31 protein-coding genes are annotated in these 17,855 nt (G+C 57.9%); all 31 read left to right on the forward strand.

Features of this window, described 5'->3' with window-relative positions; genetic code table 11:
• Positions 1 to 51: 51 nt before the first annotated feature.
• On the forward strand, positions 52 to 306 hold the full coding sequence (locus J3351_RS09015; RefSeq protein WP_005934504.1) for a DUF1858 domain-containing protein: 255 nt from the start codon (positions 52 to 54) through the stop codon (positions 304 to 306).
• Positions 307 to 978 (forward strand): class I SAM-dependent methyltransferase, encoded by a 672-nt coding sequence (locus J3351_RS09020; protein ID WP_097773246.1) that lies wholly within the window; start codon positions 307 to 309, stop codon positions 976 to 978. It begins immediately after the preceding gene.
• A gap of 143 nt (positions 979 to 1,121) precedes the next feature.
• Complete coding sequence (locus J3351_RS09025; protein WP_207697577.1) at positions 1,122 to 1,898, forward strand: Nif3-like dinuclear metal center hexameric protein; 777 nt, start codon at positions 1,122 to 1,124, stop codon at positions 1,896 to 1,898.
• 237 nt (positions 1,899 to 2,135) lie between these two features.
• Entirely contained in the window at positions 2,136 to 3,893 is a 1,758-nt protein-coding gene (locus tag J3351_RS09030; RefSeq protein WP_117535949.1) for an NFACT family protein, read from the forward strand.
• Between the two features lie 584 nt (positions 3,894 to 4,477).
• On the forward strand, positions 4,478 to 4,789 hold the full coding sequence (rpsJ, locus tag J3351_RS09035) for a 30S ribosomal protein S10 (RefSeq protein WP_005934923.1): 312 nt from the start codon (positions 4,478 to 4,480) through the stop codon (positions 4,787 to 4,789).
• A gap of 93 nt (positions 4,790 to 4,882) precedes the next feature.
• Entirely contained in the window at positions 4,883 to 5,515 is a 633-nt protein-coding gene (rplC, locus tag J3351_RS09040) for a 50S ribosomal protein L3 (RefSeq protein WP_005934921.1), read from the forward strand.
• A gap of 14 nt (positions 5,516 to 5,529) precedes the next feature.
• A complete protein-coding gene (gene rplD, locus J3351_RS09045; RefSeq protein WP_005934920.1) occupies positions 5,530 to 6,153 on the forward strand; it encodes a 50S ribosomal protein L4 in 624 nt (207 codons plus the stop codon).
• Positions 6,153 to 6,449 carry a 50S ribosomal protein L23 gene (gene rplW / locus J3351_RS09050; protein ID WP_005934919.1) on the forward strand — a complete coding sequence of 99 codons (297 nt, stop codon included), beginning with the start codon at positions 6,153 to 6,155 and terminating at the stop codon, positions 6,447 to 6,449. The genes rplD and rplW overlap by 1 nt, the downstream gene beginning before the upstream one ends.
• 78 nt (positions 6,450 to 6,527) lie before the next feature.
• The gene (rplB, locus tag J3351_RS09055) at positions 6,528 to 7,358 is read left to right on the forward strand and encodes a 50S ribosomal protein L2 (RefSeq protein ID WP_005934917.1); all 831 of its coding nucleotides are present in this window, start codon (positions 6,528 to 6,530) and stop codon (positions 7,356 to 7,358) included.
• A 17-nt stretch (positions 7,359 to 7,375) separates the two neighbouring features.
• On the forward strand, positions 7,376 to 7,642 hold the full coding sequence (gene rpsS / locus J3351_RS09060; protein ID WP_005934915.1) for a 30S ribosomal protein S19: 267 nt from the start codon (positions 7,376 to 7,378) through the stop codon (positions 7,640 to 7,642).
• Positions 7,643 to 7,660: 18 nt separating this feature from the next.
• Positions 7,661 to 7,996 (forward strand): 50S ribosomal protein L22, encoded by a 336-nt coding sequence (gene rplV, locus J3351_RS09065; RefSeq protein ID WP_005921882.1) that lies wholly within the window; start codon positions 7,661 to 7,663, stop codon positions 7,994 to 7,996.
• A 12-nt stretch (positions 7,997 to 8,008) separates the two neighbouring features.
• Positions 8,009 to 8,713 (forward strand): 30S ribosomal protein S3, encoded by a 705-nt coding sequence (gene rpsC / locus J3351_RS09070; protein WP_005934914.1) that lies wholly within the window; start codon positions 8,009 to 8,011, stop codon positions 8,711 to 8,713.
• The gene (gene rplP / locus J3351_RS09075; protein ID WP_005934913.1) at positions 8,713 to 9,153 is read left to right on the forward strand and encodes a 50S ribosomal protein L16; all 441 of its coding nucleotides are present in this window, start codon (positions 8,713 to 8,715) and stop codon (positions 9,151 to 9,153) included. The genes rpsC and rplP overlap by 1 nt, the downstream gene beginning before the upstream one ends.
• Positions 9,143 to 9,328, forward strand: a complete 186-nt coding sequence (gene rpmC / locus J3351_RS09080) for a 50S ribosomal protein L29 (RefSeq protein WP_005934912.1) — start codon at positions 9,143 to 9,145, stop codon at positions 9,326 to 9,328. Before rplP ends, rpmC begins: the two co-directional genes overlap by 11 nt.
• Before the next feature lie 12 nt (positions 9,329 to 9,340).
• Positions 9,341 to 9,598 carry a 30S ribosomal protein S17 gene (gene rpsQ / locus J3351_RS09085; protein ID WP_005921877.1) on the forward strand — a complete coding sequence of 86 codons (258 nt, stop codon included), beginning with the start codon at positions 9,341 to 9,343 and terminating at the stop codon, positions 9,596 to 9,598.
• 43 nt (positions 9,599 to 9,641) lie between these two features.
• Positions 9,642 to 10,010, forward strand: a complete 369-nt coding sequence (gene rplN / locus J3351_RS09090; RefSeq protein ID WP_005921875.1) for a 50S ribosomal protein L14 — start codon at positions 9,642 to 9,644, stop codon at positions 10,008 to 10,010.
• 13 nt (positions 10,011 to 10,023) lie between these two features.
• Positions 10,024 to 10,338 carry a 50S ribosomal protein L24 gene (rplX, locus tag J3351_RS09095; protein WP_005934911.1) on the forward strand — a complete coding sequence of 105 codons (315 nt, stop codon included), beginning with the start codon at positions 10,024 to 10,026 and terminating at the stop codon, positions 10,336 to 10,338.
• Between the two features lie 18 nt (positions 10,339 to 10,356).
• Complete coding sequence (gene rplE / locus J3351_RS09100) at positions 10,357 to 10,905, forward strand: 50S ribosomal protein L5 (protein ID WP_005934909.1); 549 nt, start codon at positions 10,357 to 10,359, stop codon at positions 10,903 to 10,905.
• 16 nt (positions 10,906 to 10,921) lie between these two features.
• Entirely contained in the window at positions 10,922 to 11,107 is a 186-nt protein-coding gene (locus J3351_RS09105) for a type Z 30S ribosomal protein S14 (RefSeq protein WP_005921866.1), read from the forward strand.
• 110 nt (positions 11,108 to 11,217) lie between these two features.
• Positions 11,218 to 11,616 carry a 30S ribosomal protein S8 gene (rpsH, locus tag J3351_RS09110; RefSeq protein WP_097773249.1) on the forward strand — a complete coding sequence of 133 codons (399 nt, stop codon included), beginning with the start codon at positions 11,218 to 11,220 and terminating at the stop codon, positions 11,614 to 11,616.
• A gap of 17 nt (positions 11,617 to 11,633) precedes the next feature.
• A complete protein-coding gene (gene rplF / locus J3351_RS09115) occupies positions 11,634 to 12,185 on the forward strand; it encodes a 50S ribosomal protein L6 (RefSeq protein WP_097771301.1) in 552 nt (183 codons plus the stop codon).
• Positions 12,186 to 12,203: 18 nt separating this feature from the next.
• Positions 12,204 to 12,563, forward strand: a complete 360-nt coding sequence (rplR, locus tag J3351_RS09120; RefSeq protein WP_005934906.1) for a 50S ribosomal protein L18 — start codon at positions 12,204 to 12,206, stop codon at positions 12,561 to 12,563.
• 19 nt (positions 12,564 to 12,582) lie between these two features.
• Positions 12,583 to 13,083, forward strand: a complete 501-nt coding sequence (rpsE, locus tag J3351_RS09125) for a 30S ribosomal protein S5 (protein WP_005934905.1) — start codon at positions 12,583 to 12,585, stop codon at positions 13,081 to 13,083.
• Positions 13,084 to 13,097: 14 nt separating this feature from the next.
• The gene (rpmD, locus tag J3351_RS09130; RefSeq protein ID WP_005934904.1) at positions 13,098 to 13,283 is read left to right on the forward strand and encodes a 50S ribosomal protein L30; all 186 of its coding nucleotides are present in this window, start codon (positions 13,098 to 13,100) and stop codon (positions 13,281 to 13,283) included.
• 20 nt (positions 13,284 to 13,303) lie between these two features.
• Positions 13,304 to 13,744 (forward strand): 50S ribosomal protein L15, encoded by a 441-nt coding sequence (rplO, locus tag J3351_RS09135; RefSeq protein WP_005934902.1) that lies wholly within the window; start codon positions 13,304 to 13,306, stop codon positions 13,742 to 13,744.
• Between the two features lies 1 nt (position 13,745).
• Complete coding sequence (secY, locus tag J3351_RS09140) at positions 13,746 to 15,041, forward strand: preprotein translocase subunit SecY (RefSeq protein ID WP_097771299.1); 1,296 nt, start codon at positions 13,746 to 13,748, stop codon at positions 15,039 to 15,041.
• A gap of 141 nt (positions 15,042 to 15,182) precedes the next feature.
• Positions 15,183 to 15,815, forward strand: a complete 633-nt coding sequence (locus J3351_RS09145; RefSeq protein WP_005934900.1) for an adenylate kinase — start codon at positions 15,183 to 15,185, stop codon at positions 15,813 to 15,815.
• A gap of 2 nt (positions 15,816 to 15,817) precedes the next feature.
• Positions 15,818 to 16,609 carry a type I methionyl aminopeptidase gene (map, locus tag J3351_RS09150; protein ID WP_005934899.1) on the forward strand — a complete coding sequence of 264 codons (792 nt, stop codon included), beginning with the start codon at positions 15,818 to 15,820 and terminating at the stop codon, positions 16,607 to 16,609.
• A gap of 382 nt (positions 16,610 to 16,991) precedes the next feature.
• A complete protein-coding gene (gene infA / locus J3351_RS09155; RefSeq protein ID WP_005937979.1) occupies positions 16,992 to 17,243 on the forward strand; it encodes a translation initiation factor IF-1 in 252 nt (83 codons plus the stop codon).
• 35 nt (positions 17,244 to 17,278) lie between these two features.
• Positions 17,279 to 17,392, forward strand: coding sequence for a 50S ribosomal protein L36 (gene rpmJ, locus J3351_RS09160; protein WP_005921832.1), 114 nt, complete (start codon positions 17,279 to 17,281; stop codon positions 17,390 to 17,392).
• An 81-nt stretch (positions 17,393 to 17,473) separates the two neighbouring features.
• Entirely contained in the window at positions 17,474 to 17,845 is a 372-nt protein-coding gene (gene rpsM, locus J3351_RS09165) for a 30S ribosomal protein S13 (protein WP_005937976.1), read from the forward strand.
• Positions 17,846 to 17,855 lie beyond the last annotated feature (10 nt).

Genomic DNA, 17,855 nt, shown 5'->3' on the forward strand with positions numbered 1-17,855 from the left:
TGAATGGTCTGTTTGACCACGAAAACACCCACAACAGAAAGGAATCCCATCATGTTTGATATTTTTAATATGCTCAAGAAGAACGAGGAGAACAAGACGATGCAGGTGACCCGCGAGACCATCATCGGCGATATTCTGGATATGGATCAGACCACCGCTCCCTATTTCATGGAGATCGGTATGCACTGCCTGGGCTGCCCCGCTTCCCGCGGGGAGACCATTGCCGAGGCCTGTGAGGTCCACGGTGTGGACTGCGACGAGCTGCTGGAGAAGCTGAACGCCCATCTGGCTTCCAAGAAGGCCTGAGTGCTCCCCACACTGGATGCGCGTCTGACCGCCGCCGCCGAGCTGGTGCTGCCGGGCAAGCCGGTGGCCGACATCGGCTGTGACCACGGCAAGCTGACAGCGGTGTTGGCGGCCTCGGGGAAATACCCCCGGGTCATCGGGGCCGATCTGCGCCCCGGCCCGCTGGCAAAGGCAGAACAGACGCTGGAACATGCAGGATGCAAAGACCGCGTTGAGCTTCGGCTCGGCGACGGTCTTTCTGTGTTGTCTGCAGGCGAGGTGGGAACCATTGTGCTGGCGGGCGTTTCGGCACAGACCACCTGGGAAATCATCGAACAGGCCCCGTGGGTGTCGCAGGTCGGCGGGCCCCGGCTGGTGATGGTGCCGGCCACCCGCCACAGCGAGCTGCGCCGCTGGCTGTGGGAACACGGCTTTGCGCTGGCGGCAGACCGCCCCGTGCAGGCGGCGGGCCGCTGGTACGCCGTGATGGCCGCTGAATACACCGGCGAGGTGCGCACCCCCACCTTTACCGAGTGCCTGTTCGGCAGAACAGCCGAATGGCCCGAGGGGGCAGGATATGCCGCCTGGCAGAAGGCCAAGCTCCCCCGTTTCCGGCTGGGCGTGCCGGATGGGACGGAGCTGGCAGAGGAGATCGATAAATTGTTAGATGGCTCGCCCTCTCAGACTCGCTGACGCTCGCCAGCTCCCCCAAAGGGGGAGCCCTTGACAAAACCGGAAACTTTGTGGGGATTGTCAAAACCTCGCCCTTCGGGAGAGGTGGCATTGCGCAGCAATGACGGAGAGGGTGAGGCTGCTGAAATTGGAGGTACAGCTTTATGGCTACAACCAATGATATTTACGCTGAGATGCAGCGCTATGCGCCGCTGGAACTGGCAGAGAGCTGGGATAACCCCGGCCTGCTGGTGGACTGCGGCCGTAAGGTGTCCCGGGTGCTGGTAACGCTGGACATCACCCCCGAGGTGGTGGAGGAAGCTGCGGCCGGGGGCTGCGAGCTCATCGTGTCCCACCACCCGGTCATCTTCAGCCCGCTGAAAAAGCTGACCCCCCGGGATGTATCGTTCCAGCTGGTGCAAAAGGGTATCTCTGCCATCTGTATGCACACCAATCTGGATGCCGCCGAGGGCGGCGTGAACGAGGTACTGGCGGGCATCTTCGGGATGCGGGACTGGGAAGTGTTTGCCGATGGCTGCGGCCGGGTGGGCGAGGTTGACCCCATCACGGTGCCGGAGCTGGCCCGCAAGGCGCAGGCTGTGCTGGGCGGGCGGTGCAACCGGCCCCGGAGCGGCCCTGCGGTGCAGGTCAAGTTTGCAGATACCGGCAGGACCGTAAGGCGGCTGGCGGTCATCAGCGGCGCGGGCGGAAGCATGTTCGAGGATGCCCTTGCCGTGGGGGCGGACTGTCTGCTGACCGGCGAGGCCAACCACCACGCGGCCATGGATGCCGTGCGTCTGGGGCTGTCGCTGGTGGCGGCGGGGCACTACGCCACCGAGTTCCCGGTGTGTGCCGCCATCGCTGACCGCCTGCGCACTGCGTTCCCGGAGCTGGAGGTGCGGGTGAGCGGAGAGAACAGAGATCCGTTTACTTATATATAAAGGAGACGGATTAAACCTCTCAGGCGCTTTGCGCCAGCATACGGGTTGCGGCTCCCAGCATCCACTTCGTGCAAAGGATTGCACTCGTGTCCTGCTGGCCGCGGCCCCAACAACTCCTCCCTTCATCCGCCACTGGCGGCGGTCGTCGTCGTTGCCTAGTAGGGGAGCCCTTGGCAAAACCGGAGCGTTTTGCGTAAACGAATAAGAGATTCTATCAGAGAAACAGGTGATTATAAGATGGCACTTGATGCCGCGACGCTGGCGCTGACGGCTGGGGAGCTGAAACAGACCCTGACCGATGCGAAGATCGCAAAAATATTTGAACCTACCCGCGATGAACTGGTGCTGACTCTGCGCACCCGCACCGAGACCTATGCGTTGCTGCTCTCGGCACGCAGCGGCTCGGCCCGGGTCTGCCTGACCGAAGAGAGCTTCGAGAACCCCGAGACACCGCCCTCCTTCTGTATGCTGATGCGCAAGCATCTGACCGGCGGCAGGCTGCTGGATGTGCGGATGGAGCCGGGTGACCGCATCGTGTACTTTACCTTCCAGTGCACCAACGAGATGGGGGATCTGGTGCAGAACATCCTCTGCGCCGAGCTGATGGGCCGCTACTCCAATCTGGTGCTGGTGCAGAACGGCAAAATCATTGATGCCCTCAAGCGGGTGGATTTTGAGGACAGCGATGTCCGGCAGCTGCTGCCGGGCCTGCCCTACACCATCCCGCCCAAACCGGCCCGCCCCGACTTTTTGCAGGTGAGCGCCGCGTCTATCGTGGCGGCAGCCTGTGAGCGGGATCTGCCTGTGGCCGATGCCCTGAACAAGACCGTGGCCGGTGTCGGCCCGGTGGTCTGCCGGGAAGCCGCCTGGCGCGCCTTCGACGGGGAACACCTGCTGGCCAACGAGCTGGACGATGCGCAGAAGCGGAAGCTGATGGCCGCCATTGATGAGCTGAAGGAGCTCCACCACAACGGCGGCTGTCCCTGCAGCGTGACTGCCCCGGACGGCAAGCCGGTGGAGTTCACCTTCTTCCGGCCCCTGCAGTACGGCGATACCTATATTATAAAGGAATGGCCGTCCTTCAACGCCCTGCTCGAGGGCTACTATGCCGAGAAGGACCGCGCCGAGCGCCTGCGCACCAAGAGCAAGGAACTGCACAAGGCCGTGCACAATATGTACGAGCGTGCGGTCCGCAAGCAGGCCGCACGGCAGGAGGAGCTGGCCGCCAGCGGCAAGAGCGAGAAGCTGCGGCTCTACGGGGAGCTGCTCTCGGCCAACCTCTACATGGCCCAGAAGGGAATGAAGAGCATCACCGTGCCCAACTGGTACGATGAGGGCAAGGAAGTGACCATCCCGCTGGACCTGCGGTTCAGCCCCAGCCAGAACGCCCAGAACTTCTTCAAGAACTACAAGAAGAAGCAGACCGCCGCCCGGATGCTGGTAGACCTGCTGGCAGAGGGGGAAAAGGAGATCGCCTATCTGGAAACGGTGCTCTACGAAGTGGAGACTGCCGCCGGTGAGGCGGCACTGAACGAGATCCGGGCCGAGCTCAAGAGTCAGGGCTACCTGAAATACTACAAGCAGCGCGACAAGCGCCAGAAGCCTGCCGACTTCCTGCGCTTTACCTCCAGCGATGGCTTTGAAATTCTTGTGGGCCGCAACAACGCCCAGAACGACAAGCTGACCCTCCACACCGCCCGGGGCAAGGATCTCTGGTTCCACGTCCAAAAAGCTCCCGGCAGCCATGTGGTCGTGATGAGCCGGGGCGAGGATATCCCGGACACCACCCGGCAGGAGGCCGCCGAGCTGGCCGTGATCTATTCCAGCGCCTACAAGGCCGGTACCGGTGCCAAGGTGGCCGTGGACACCACCGAGGTGAAGAACATCTGGAAAGCCAACGGCGCAAAGCCCGGCATGGTTCTGTATGAGGTGTACACCACCGTCTACATCACTCCCCGGGATGGGCTGGAAGAACAGCTGAAACAGAAAAAGTAAAGATCGACCCTCTTTGTCAAAGCCTGCGGGCCCTGACGGAGAGGGTCTTTTTGTATAAAGCGCCCCATTCCGGTGCATCCTGAGAGGCAGGGGAGTTTTCCACGCAAAAACGTGGAACGCGGTATGCAAAATGCACAAAAAATGCGCCAAAAGACCGTGCAGAGAAAATAAAAAAGAAAAATACGATTTTTTTGAAAAAACACTTGCCAAATGCACGCAGATGTGATAAAATATCTCTCGGCTGCAAAGGGCTTGTGCGATACAAGTCGTGCAGGCCAGCGATATGCGTAGATGCGGGAGGTTGTCATCCGGCAATAGTCGTGATGGGTTATTTCCGCGGAGTATGTCCGATCTTAGAACCGGGCGAAAAAATTACTGACAGCGATGGAATACGTTCCCTCGGCGGGGTGACCTGCGAAACGGGCGGAACCAATGTTCGGATTTGATTTGCTAATATATTTCCGGGAGAACTGCCAAGCGGTTCACCGGTTTTTCTAGTGCCAAATCGAGGAACACCCGGAACTGTGTAGAGCAATTTATCGGCTCGCCTAGGGCAAAATCAATTTTTTCAGGAGGCGTAAGCAATGGCAGTCAAAGAGAAAATCAGAATCCGTCTGCAGAGCTATGATGCTCAGCTGATCGATGCCGCAGCAGAGAAGATCGTGGAGACCGCAAAGCACACTGGTGCCCGCGTGTCCGGCCCCATCCCCCTGCCCACCGATCGTGAGATCGTTACCGTTCTGCGCGCTACCCACAAGTACAAGGATAGCCGCGAGCAGTTCGAGAGCCGCACTCATAAGCGTCTGATCGACATTCTGAAGCCGTCCAACAAGACGGTCGAGGCTCTGATGAGCCTCCAGCTCCCCGCTGGCGTGGACATCGAGATCAAGCTGTAACAGCTGATCCAAGCGATGCTCCTCGTTTCCCGAGGGGTCATGTTGGCGGTGACGTGCGCCGCCAACCAATAACCTTTACAGGAGGAAAAGAAAATGGTTAAAGGCATTATCGGCAAGAAAGTCGGTATGACCCAGCTGTTCGATGAGAGCGGCAAGGTTATTCCCGTAACTGTCATCGAGGCTGGTCCCTGCACCGTGGTGCAGAAGAAGACCGTCGAGAGCGATGGTTACCAGGCTGTCCAGCTGGGCTTCGGCGAGGTTTCCGCCAAGAAGGTCAACAAGGCAGCTGCAGGTCACTTCAAGAAGGCAAACGTTGCCCCCAAGAAGACCCTGCGCGAGTTCCGTCTGGAAGATGTTTCCGCAATGAACGTTGGCGACGTGCTGAAGGCTGATGTCTTCGCAGCAGGCGACAAGGTTGACGTTGCAGGCGTTTCCAAGGGCAAGGGCTACCAGGGCGTTATCAAGCGCTTTGGCCAGCACCGTCTGCGTGAGAGCCACGGCACCGGCCCTGTTGCTCGTCATGCAGGTTCTATGGGCGCTATTTCCAACCCCTCTCGTGTGTTCCCCGGCAAGCGCCTGCCCGGTCACATGGGCTTTGTGCGGGTCACCGTGCAGAACCTGACCGTTGTCAAGGTTGACACCGAGAACAATCTGATCGCTGTCAAGGGTGCGGTTCCCGGCTCCAAGGGCACCATCGTCACTCTGGCCAACAGCGTGAAGGCGTAAGGAGGAAAGCTACAATGGCAAAGTTTAATGTAGTCGATATGAACGGTCAGCACGTTAGCGAGATCGAGCTTTCCGACGCCGTGTTCGGTATCACCCCGAACGAGAAGGCTGTCCACATTGCTGTGGTGAACTTCCTGGCCAACCAGCGTCAGGGCACCCAGAACACCAAGATCCGCATGGAAGTTTCCGGCGGCGGCAAGAAGCCCTGGCGTCAGAAGGGCACCGGCCACGCTCGTCAGGGCTCCATCCGTGCTCCCCAGTGGACTCACGGCGGCGTTGCTCTGGGCCCCAAGCCCCGCAGCTACAACTACCACATCAACAACAAGGTCAAGCGCCTGGCTCTGCTGAGCGTTCTGTCTGACAAGGCTGCCAATGGCAACATGGTCGTTGTTGATAAGTTCACCTGCGACGAGTACAAGACCAAGGCTGTGGTTGCAATGCTGAACGCTGTTGGCGCTGGCAAGAAGAACCTGCTGGTCAACGAGACCGTCGATGCAAAGTTCGTCAAGAGCGCTGGCAACATTGCCGGTGTCAAGACCACCTTTGCAGGCAGCGTGAACACCTACGATGTGCTGAACGCCGACAAGCTGATCATCAGCGTCGACGCAGCTAAGAAGCTCGAGGAGGTGCTTGGCTAATGAAAACCGCACATGATATCATCCTGAAGCCGGTCATTACCGAGAACTCCATGGCTGGCATCGCTGATAAGAAGTACACCTTCAAGGTTGCTACTGATGCCACCAAGGTCGAGATCGCTCAGGCTGTCGAGACCCTGTTCCCCGGCGCTAAGGTCGCTAAGGTCAACACCATTTCCGTGCGTGGCCGCTTCCGCCGCCAGGGCATGCATGCTGGTTACACTGCCGCTTCCAAGAAGGCAATCGTGACCCTGACCAAGGACTCCAAGGAAATCGAGTTCTTCAACAGCATGGTCTAAACCGAACCCGCCGAGGGTTCTTCTATGGGGATATGACCCCGATAATAATTCATAAGATAAACAAAGGAGAATAGCACAATGGCTATCAAGAAGTATGGCCCCACTACTCCGGGCCGCCGCGGCATGACCGTCACGGATTACAGCGTCCTGAGCAAGGTCGCTCCCGAGCGCAGCCTGCTGGAGCCCATGAAGAAGCACAGCGGCCGCAACAACACCGGTCGTATCACCGTCCGCCACCAGGGCGGCGGCAACCGCACCAAGTATCGTGTCATCGACTTCAAGCGTCAGAAGACCGATATCCCCGCTACCGTCAAGACTCTCGAGTATGATCCGAACCGCAGCGCATTCATCGCTCTGGTCGAGTACACCGATGGCGTTAAGAGCTACATCATTGCTCCCGATGGCCTGAAGGTGGGCGATGTGGTCATCAGCAGCAAGTCTGCCGACATCAAGCCCGGCAACTGCCTGCCCTTCGAGAACATCCCCGTTGGTACCATCATCCACAACATCGAGCTGTATCCCGGCCGCGGCGCTCAGCTGGTTCGTTCCGCTGGCAACATGGCTCAGCTGATGGCTAAGGAGAATGGCTACGCTCTGGTTCGTCTGCCCTCCGGTGAGATGCGCAACGTGGCCGTGAACTGCACCGCAGTTGTGGGCCAGGTTTCTAACATCGACCACGAGAACGTCAACCTGGGCAAGGCCGGCCGTAAGCGCCACATGGGCGTTCGTCCCGGCAGCCGTGGTACCGTTATGAACCCCTGCGACCACCCCCACGGCGGTGGCGAGGGCCGCGCACCTGTTGGTCACTCCGGTCCTATGACTCCCTGGGGCAAGCCCGCTCTGGGTCTCAAGACTCGCAAGCATCATAAGCGCTCCGATAAGCTCATCGTGAAGCGTGCAGGTAAGTAAGAGAGGAGTTTAAGACAATGGGTAGAAGCATTAAAAAAGGACCTTTCGTCCAGGCTGCTCTTCTGAAGCACGTTGAAGCAATGAACGCTTCCGGCAAGAAGCAGGTCATCAAGACCTGGAGCCGCGCCTCCACGATCTTCCCCGAATTCGTTGGTCACACCTTTGCCGTTCACGACGGCCGCAAGCATGTGCCTGTGTATGTGACTGAGGACATGGTTGGCCACAAGCTGGGTGAGTTCGTTCCCACCCGTACCTTCAAGGGCCACACCGGTAATTCTAAATAATAGAGGGAGGAACACAACATGGAAGCTCGGGCAATTCTTCGTTATGCCCGCATTAGTCCCCGTAAGGTGTCTATCGTTATGGACCTGATCCGTAACAAGCCCCTGGACGAAGCGCTGGCAATCCTGCAGTACACCCCGAAGGCCGCTTGTGAGCCCCTTCTGAAGCTGGTGAAGTCTGCAGCCGCTAATGCGGAAAACAACTTTAATATGGACAAGAACAATCTGTACGTTGCTGAGTGCTACGTGTGCCCCGGCCCCACGCTGAAGCGCATGATGCCTCGTGCACAGGGCCGCGGCTACCGCATCCTGAAGCGCACCAGCCACATGACCGTTGTTCTGAAAGAGAAAGAGTAAGGAGGGAAAACAATGGGCCAGAAAGTAAATCCGCACGGCATTCGTGTCGGCGTTATTAAAGACTGGGACAGCCGCTGGTTTGCCTCCAAGAAGGATTTCAGCGATAACCTCGTCGAGGATCACAAGATCCGCACTGAGCTGAAGGCTCAGCTGAAGGACGCTGGTGTCCCCAAGATCGAGATCGAGCGTACTGTGGATCCTTCCACTTCCGCTCCTCGCGTGACTGTTAACATCTACTGCGCTAAGCCGGGCATGGTCATCGGCAAGGGCGGTGAGGAGCGCGTTGCTCTGCAGAACAAGCTGACCAAGGAGTATGGCAAGACTGTGATCGTCAATGTCATCGAGGTCAAGAGCGCTTCCACCAACGCACAGCTGGTTGCTGAGGACATCGCTCGTCAGCTGGAGAACCGTGTGACCTTCCGCCGTGCCATGAAGCAGTGCATGCGCAATGCTATGAGCCCCCGCGATCGTTCCACCGTTCCCGCTAAGGGCATCAAGGCTATGTGCTCCGGCCGTCTGGGCGGCGCTGATATCGCTCGTACTGAGAGCTATCACGAGGGCACCATCCCCCTGCAGACCCTGCGTGCCGACATTGACTACGGCTTTGCTGAGGCTGCTACCACCTACGGCCGCATCGGCGTTAAGGTGTGGGTCTACAAGGGCGAGGTCCTGAAGAGCGCTAAGACCGCTCAGAAGAAGGAAGGAGGCAACAAGTAATGTTACTGCCTAAGCGTGTTAAGTACCGCCGCGTTCAGCGCGGCCGCATGACCGGCAAGGCTACCCGCGGCAACGTGGTGTGCCAGGGCCAGTACGGCCTTGTTGCTCTGGAGCCGGCATGGATCTCTTCCACCCAGATCGAGGCTGCTCGTGTTGCCATGACTCGTTACATCAAGCGTGGCGGCAAGGTGTGGATCAAGATCTTCCCCGATAAGCCCGTTACTGAGAAGCCCGCTGAGACCCGCATGGGTTCCGGTAAAGGCTCTCCCGAGTACTGGGTTGCTGTCGTTAAGCCCGGCCGCGTTCTGTTCGAGCTGGCAGATGTCGATGAGGCAACTGCTCGCGAGGCTCTGCGCCTGGCTATGCACAAGCTGCCCATCAAGTGCAAATTTGCAGTCCGTGAGGACTCCGTGAAGGAGGATGGCACCAATGAAGGCTAATGAACTCCGCGAAATGCAGACCGCAGAGCTGACCAGCAAGCTGGTCGACCTGAAGGCTGAGCTGTTTAACCTGCGCTTCCAGCATGCCATCAACCAGCTGGAGAACCCCGGCCGCATCGACGCAGTCAAGAAGGACATCGCCCGCGTGATGACCGTTCTGGCTGAGAAGCAGTAAGGAGGTTAAACGATGGAAGAACGTAATCTGAGAAAGACCCGCGTCGGCGTTGTCGTGTCCGACAAGATGGATAAGACCATCGTGGTTGCCGTTAAGGATAGCGTGCAGCACCCCCTGTACAAGAAGATCCTGAAGCGTACCGTGAAGTTCAAGGCTCGTGACGAGCAGAACGAGTGCGGTATCGGTGACCGTGTTGAGATCATGGAGTGCCGCCCCCTGAGCAAGGATGTGCGCTGGCGCCTGGTCCGTATCGTTGAGAAGGCAAAGTAATCTTTGCCCGCTGCTTTGAACAGTTTGAAAGGAGATATCTGAAATGGTTCAGATGCAAACTTATCTCAAAGTTGCCGACAACACCGGTGCCAAGGAGCTGATGTGCTTCCGTGTGCTGGGCGGCACCCGCAAGAGATACGCAAACATTGGTGACGTCGTGGTCTGCTCTGTCAAGAAGGCAGCCCCCGGCGGCTCCGTTAAGAAGGGCGACGTCGTCAAGGCTGTCATCGTGCGCAGCAAGCATGGCGTGCGCCGCGACGACGGTTCCTACATCCGTTTTGATGAGAACGCCGCCGTTATCGTTATGGCCGACAAGAACCCCAAGGGTACTCGTATCTTTGGACCTGTTGCTCGCGAGCTGCGTGATGCCGGCTACACCAAGATCCTGAGCCTGGCTCCGGAATCGCTGTAAGGAGGTTTTAAAAATGAATAATCTTCATGTTAAAACCGGCGACAACGTTATGATCATCAGCGGCAAGGACAAGGGCCACACTGGTAAGGTCCTGCAGGTCAGCCCCTCTGAGAACAAGGTCATCGTTGAGGGCCAGAACATGGTTACCAAGCACGTCAAGCCTCGTCGTCAGGGCGAGCAGGGCGGCATCGTGAAGGCTGAGGGTGCTATGTACGCATCCAAGGTCATGCCCATCTGCCCCAAGTGCGGCAAGGCCGTGCGCGTGGGCCACGTCGAGAAGGACGGTAAGATGGTCCGCGTCTGCAAGAAGTGCGGCGCTGAGCTGTAAGGAAAGGAGTAAGGAACAATGGCTCGTTTGAAAGAACAGTATGTCAATGAAATTGCTCCTGCTCTGAACTCTAAGTTCGGTTACAAGAGCGTTATGCAGATCCCCAAGCTGGACAAGGTCGTCATCAATGTTGCCTGCGGCGAAGCCAAGGACAACGAGAAGATCCTGGAAGCTGTTATGAAGGATCTGGGCCAGATCACTGGCCAGAAGGCAGTCGTCTGCCGTGCCAAGAAGAGCGTTGCTAACTTCAAGCTGCGCCAGGGCACTCCCATCGGCTGCAAGGTCACCCTGCGTGGTGAGCGTATGTACGAGTTTGTCGATCGTTTCTTCAACGTCGCTCTGCCCCGTGTCCGCGACTTCCGCGGCATCAACGGCAACGGCTTTGACGGCCGCGGCAACTTTGCATGCGGCATCAAGGAGCAGATCATCTTCCCCGAGATTGACTTTGATAAGGTCGATGCAGTCCGCGGCATGGATGTCTGCTTTGTTACCACCGCTAAGACCGACGAAGAGGGCAAGGAGCTGCTGAAGGCTCTGGGCGCTCCGTTCGCTACCGAGAATAACTAAGGAGGAGATTGGTACAATGGCTAAACTGTCTATGAAGCTGAAGCAGTCTCGTCCTGCTAAGTTCTCTACCCGTGCATACACCCGCTGCCGCATCTGCGGCCGCCCCCACTCCGTGCTGCGCAAGTACGGCGTGTGCCGTGTGTGCTTCCGTGAGCTGGCCTACAAGGGCGAGATCCCGGGCGTGAAGAAGGCTTCCTGGTAATCAAGCCAGAGGGCTGGATAGAATGTCGGATATCCGCCCCGGGGCAAGCATGTTTCGGGGCGGTATCATTATAAAACAAATGAGAGCTAATCTAAGGAGGTTAGTGGCACATGCAGATTACTGATCCTATCGCGGACCTGCTGACTCGCATCCGCAACGCTAGCACTGCCAAACACCCTTCTGTGGAGATCCCCGCTTCCAACATGAAGAAGGCTATCTGCCAGATTCTGGTTGACGAGGGCTACATCAAGGGCATGCAGGTGAAGAACGACACCGTTCAGGGCACCATCGTTGTCACCCTGAAGTACCAGGCTAACGGCGAGCCCGTTATCTCTGGCCTGCGCCGCGTGTCCAAGCCCGGCCTGCGCATCTACACCAACTGCGAGGATATGCCGAAGGTCATGAAGGGCCTGGGCACCGCAATCATTTCCACCTCTAAGGGCATCATGACCGATAAGGCTGCTCGTGCTGCGCACGTTGGCGGCGAGGTCCTGGCCTTTGTGTGGTAAGAAAGGGGTAAAAGACAATGTCGAGAATTGGAAGAAAACCCATCGTCATTCCTGCCGGCGTCACTGTTACTGTTGATGAAGCAGCACACACTGTCGCTGTCAAGGGCCCCAAGGGCAGCCTGAATTCCAACTTCCACCCCCTGATGACCGTTAAGGTCGAGGGCAATGAAGTTCTGGTTACCCGCCCCAATGACGATCCCAAGGCCCGCAGCCTGCACGGCCTGACCCGTACCAACATCGCTAACATGGTCAACGGTGTTGTGAACGGCTACGAGAAGAAGCTGGAGATCGTGGGCGTTGGCCTGCGCTGCCAGAAGCAGGGCTCCAACCTTGTTATGAACCTGGGCTTCTCCCACCAGGTGAATGTCCCCGATACCGAGGACTGCACCATCGTGTGGCAGGACCCCAACCACTTCTCTGTTACCGGTATTGACAAGCAGAAGGTGGGCCAGTACGCCGCCGAGATCCGCGCCAAGAAGCCGCCCGAACCCTACAAGGGCAAGGGCATCCGCTACGCAGGCGAGGTTGTCAAGCACAAAGAAGGCAAGGCCGGCAAGGGCAAGAAATAAGGTAAGGAGTGAAAGACAATGGTTAAGCAGATCGACAAGAACGAAGCTCGTCTTCGTCGTCATCGCCGCGTTCGTAACAAGATCAGCGGCACCGCAGCACGTCCCCGTCTGGATGTTTTCCGCTCCGCCAAGCACATTTACGCTCAGATCATCGATGATGAGCAGGGCGTGACCCTGGTGTCTGCATCCACTATGGACAAGGACTTCAATGGTTTCGGCGGCAACGTCGAGGCCGCAGCTGAGATCGGTAAGAAGGTCGCAGCAAAGGCTCTGGAAAAGGGCATCACCGAGGTCGTGTTCGACCGTGGTGGCTACGTTTATCATGGCCGTGTTAAGGCCCTGGCTGATGGCGCCCGTGAGGGCGGCCTGAAGCTGTAATGAGAGGAGGAAACACATTATGGCTATGAGAAACCGTGAAGACGACGGCATGATCACCAAGGTTGTCTCCATCAACCGCGTTTCCAAGACTGTCAAGGGCGGCCGCATCATGAAGTTTGCCGCTCTGGTTGTCGTGGGCGACGGCAAGGGCACCATCGGTTATGGCATCGGCAAGTCTGGCGAAGTGCCTGAGGCAATCCGCAAGGGCGAGGCTGCTGCAAAGAAGAACATGCACAAGGTTGCCCTGAAGGGCACCACCATCCCCCACGAGATCGTCGGCAAGTACGGCGCAGGTGCCGTTCTGCTCAAGCCGGCTGCACCCGGTACCGGTATGATCGCCGGCGGCCCTGTGCGTGCCGTCATTGAGGCTGCTGGCATCAAGGACGTCCGTGCGAAGTCTATGCGTTCCAACAACCCCATCAACGTTGTTTCTGCTACCTTCGCAGGTCTGTGCGGCCTGGTCAGCGCGGAGTCCGTCGCTGAGAAGCGCGGCAAGACCGTGAGTGAAATTCTGGGTTAAGGAGGTAACAAACCATGGCAGATAAGATGCTCAAGATCGAGCTGAAGAAGAGCCTGATCGGCCGCGGCGCTAAGCAGATCGCTACCGCTGAGGCCCTGGGCCTGAAGAAGCCGGGCGACGTTACCGTTCAGCCTGACAATGCCGCTACGCAGGGCAAGATCGCAAAGATCGGCTTTATGCTCAGCGTCACCGAAGCCTAATAGCAGGGGGTATACGCATAATGAAACTTCATGAACTGCACGCTATTCCCGGTGCAAACAAGGCTGTGACCCGCAAGGGCCGCGGCATTGGCTCCGGCAATGGCAAGACTGCCGGTTTCGGCAGCAAGGGCCAGAAGGCCCGTTCCGGCGTGAAGCACGCTGGTTTCGAGGGCGGCCAGATGCCTCTGGCACGCCGCCTGCCGAAGGTTGGCTTTAACAACATCTTTGCTACCCAGTACGCCATTGTTAACGTGGCTGACCTGGAAGCAGCTTTCAACGCTGGCGATGTCGTTGACACCGAGGCTCTGAAGGCAAAGGGTCTGGTCAAGAAGACTCTGGACGGTGTTAAGGTCCTGGGCAACGGCGAGCTGACCAAGGCTCTGACCGTCAAGGCCGCAGCCTATTCCGCTTCTGCCAAAGAGAAAATCGAGAAGGCAGGCGGAAAGGCTGAGGTGATGTAAGGTGTTCCAGACATTCCGTAACGCATGGAAGATTCCCGAGCTTAAAAATCGTCTCCTGTTCACGCTGGCGATCCTCGTGGTGTATCGTCTGGGCAGCGCCATCCCCGTTCCGTTCATCACCGGTTCTGCACTGAACCAGATGTTCTCCAACGGCAATATGCTCTCGTATCTCGATATGATGAGCGGTGGTGCCCTGTCCCGGTGCACACTCTTCGCGTTAGGTGTGACGCCTTATATCAACGCTTCCATCATTGTGCAGCTGCTCACCGTTGCGATCCCCGCCCTGGAAAACATGGCGAAGGAAGCCGACGGCCAGCAGAAGATGCAGCAGATCACCCGGTATGTCGGCGGTGTCATCGCTCTGGTGATGAGCCTCGGCTACTACTTCGTGATCCGCAATATGGGCGCACTGAAGTACACCAGCGGCGCGGCCGGTATCTTTACCGCCGTTGTCATCATTGCCACCTTTACCGCAGGTGCGCAGCTGATCACCTGGTGTGGTGAGCAGATCGACGACAAGGGTATCGGCAACGGTATCTCTCTGTTGATCTTCTCCTCGATCGTTTCCAACTGGTCCGGTGTCTACACCACCGTCACGGGTCTGTTGACCCGCGCCGCTGCAGGCGAGACCCGGTTCTATATCCTGCTGCCCCTGCTGCTGGTGCTGGCACTGGTGGTGATCGTGTTCATCGTTGTTATGACCAACGCTGAGCGCCGCATCACCATCCAGTATGCCAAGCGTGTGGTGGGCCGCAAGCAGATGGGCGGGCAGAACAGCTACCTGCCCCTGAAGCTGAACATGAGCGGCGTGATGCCCATCATCTTCGCTTCCGCGATGGTTTCGATCCCCGGCACCATCGGCAGCTTCCTGCAGATCGATCAGGCAGCACATCCGTTCTGGTATGCTTTCTTCCATACCTTCAACTACACGTCGCTGCTCTATATCGTGATCTACCTGCTGCTGATCCTGGCCTTCAACTACTTCTATGTGGCCATCCAGTACAACCCCGTTGAGATCGCCAACAATCTGCGCCGCAACAACGGCTCGATCCCCGGCTTCCGTCCCGGCAAGCCGACCAGCGATTTCCTGACCCGCACCCTGAATAAGATCACCCTCATGGGTGCCATCTTCCTGGCTGCGGTGGCTGTACTGCCGATCATTCTGGGCAACCTGACCGGTATGAGCATCCAGCTGGGCGGTACCAGCCTGCTGATCGTGGTTGGTGTGGCACTTGATACCACCCGCAGCCTTGACAGCTTTATGACGATGCGCAACCACAAGGGTTTCCTTGGCTGATCTAAAACAAAAGCACTGATGTGAGAAAGCACTGGAAAGGGGAGCATGCTCGTACTTTTCAGTGCTTTTTTGCTTTGAAGGGGCGTTAGTTCCTTCAAACATCAAAAAAGGCTCCTTTGATAGAGGAAAGGAAGAATACCTATGAATCTGATTCTGTTAGGCGCACCCGGCGCGGGCAAAGGCACCCAGGCCGAGATCATCTGCGCAAAGCTGAACATCCCCTCCATCAGCACCGGCAACATCCTGCGCGCTGCTGTCAAGGAAGGCACCGAGATGGGCCTGAAGGCAAAGAGCTTCATGGACGCTGGCGCTCTGGTGCCCGATGAGGTCATCATCGGCATCCTGAAGGAACGCCTGGCACAGGACGACTGCGCCAACGGTTTCATCCTGGACGGCGTGCCCCGCACCATCGCTCAGGCCGAGGCCATCGAGACCATGGGCATCCGCATCGACAAGGTGCTGGAGCTGTCTGTGGCGGACGATGTCATCGTGGAGCGGATGAGCGGCCGCCGCGTCTGCGAGAAGTGCGGCGCAAGCTACCACATCATCAACAAGAAGAGCAAGGTCGAGGGCGTGTGCGACCTGTGCGGCGGCAAGACCGTCATCCGCAAGGACGACCAGCCCGCTACCGTTCTGGATCGCCTGAAGGCTTACCACGAGCAGACCGAGCCGCTGGTGGCGTTCTACCGTGAGCGCGGCAAGCTGGCCGTGATCCCCTTCTGCCCCTCCATCGAGGAGACGACCGCTGAAGTGATGAAGGCACTGGAGGCATAATCGTGATCCAGATTAAGAATGCGAAAGAACTGGACGGAATGCGCAGGGCCAATGCCCTGAGCGCAGCTGCCCTGAAGTACGGCGGCCAGCACATTGAGGCTGGCATGACCACCTGGGAACTGGATAAGCTGATCTACGATTTCATCGTGAAGCACGGCGGTACCCCCAACTTCAAGGGACTGTACGGTTTCCCGGGAACGGCCTGCATCAGCCTGAATGATACCATCATCCATGGCATCCCGTCGCATGATATCGTCATCCGCCCGGGCGACATCGTCAGCATCGACACCGGTGCAAAGGTCGATGGCTTCAACGGCGACAACGCCTGCACCTATGCGGTGGGCAAGATCGACCTGGAAGCACAGCGCCTGCTGGATGTGACCAAGGCAGCTCTGTACAAGGGCATCGAGCAGGCAAAGGCCGGCAACCGCATCGGTGATATCGGCTATGCGGTGCAGAGCTACTGCGAGGACGCAGGCTTCTCCGTGGTCCGGGAGTTCGTGGGCCACGGCACCGGCCGTGAACTGCACGAGGACCCCGAGGTGCCCAACTACGGCCATCAGGGCCGCGGCCCCCGCCTTGTGCCCGGCATGACCATTGCCATTGAGCCTATGATCTGCCAGTACGACTGTAAGATCACCCAGGCCAAGGACGGCTGGACGGTCAAGACCAAGGACGGCGGTCTGGCAGCGCACTTCGAGCACTCGAACGCGATCCTGAAGGATCATACCGAGATCATGACCCGCTTCTGGGATGATCCCGATTTTGATCCCGAGACCTTCTGCCTGAAGTAAGCAAACCGGTACAGCATCCCCCAAGACCTCCCGGAAACGGGAGGTCTTTTTGCATCCGGAGCACGTCCTTTGTGCAATTCTGACAAGTTTTGGTGAAAAATTTTCATCTTCCCGGTGGAGAAGCGCAAAACCGGGCGGGGAAACGGCCGGTTTGAAAATGCGAGAATTTTTTATCGGAAATACGGAAAAAACACTTGCAAATCCATTGCAAAAGGTGTATAATCTATAAATGGCCGTGACAGCCAGATGCTTTCTCGGTGGACAGGGATTTTCTGCCCACTTTGCGGATTTTGTGCCGCAGGAGAAGAAGTATGTGGCGGTTATCGCCGCCTGTCCGTCAATTCATGGCAAACTGAGCAGATCCAATGAGGAGGCAAATAGCTTGTCTAAAGAAGACGTTATCGAGATCGAAGGCATCGTGCGTGAAGCCATGCCCAACGCCATCTTTAAGGTGGAAATGTTGAGCGAGGATAAGAACACCGGGAAGCTCACTCCCAGCGGGCACATCCTCTTAGCGCACATCTCCGGCAAGCTGCGGACCAATTTCATCCGTATCCTGCCCGGGGACAAGGTTACCGTAGAAATGTCGCCCTATGACTTGTCAAAGGGCCGCATCACCTGGCGCTCCAAATAAGTGCCAGGGCATCAACCAAAAGGAGGTTCAACATCATGAAGGTCAAGCCTTCCGTGAAACCCATCTGCGAAAAGTGCAAGGTCATCCGCCGCAAAGGCCGCGTGATGGTCATCTGCCAGAACCCCAAGCATAAGCAGCGCCAGGGCTAATTCGGGCGCCTGGGGGTCAAGTGCGTAGAGTCCCGGCGCAGACCCCGACACTGACATGGGATGATTTTGGAGGATACTACTATGGCACGTATTGCCGGCGTTGACCTGCCCCGCGAGAAGCGCGTTCAGGTGGGTCTCACCTACGTTTACGGTATCGGTCAGACCACTGCTAACAAGATCCTGGAAGCAACTGGCATCAACCCCGATACCCGCGTCAAGGACCTGACTCTGGAAGAAGAGGCTAAGATCCGTGACTACATCGATCAGGCTAACATCATCGTTGAGGGCGACCTGCGCCGCAACGTTGCTCTGGACATCAAGCGCCTGGTTGAGATCCAGTCCTTCCGTGGCACCCGCCATCGCAAGAATCTGCCCTGCCGCGGCCAGCGCACCAAGACCAATGCACGTACCTGCAAGGGTCCCAAGCGCACTGTCGCTAACAAGAAGAAGTAAGGAGGATTTG

Source organism: Faecalibacterium sp. Marseille-Q0746 (assembly GCF_017377595.1).
GTDB lineage: Bacteria > Bacillota > Clostridia > Oscillospirales > Ruminococcaceae > Faecalibacterium > Faecalibacterium duncaniae.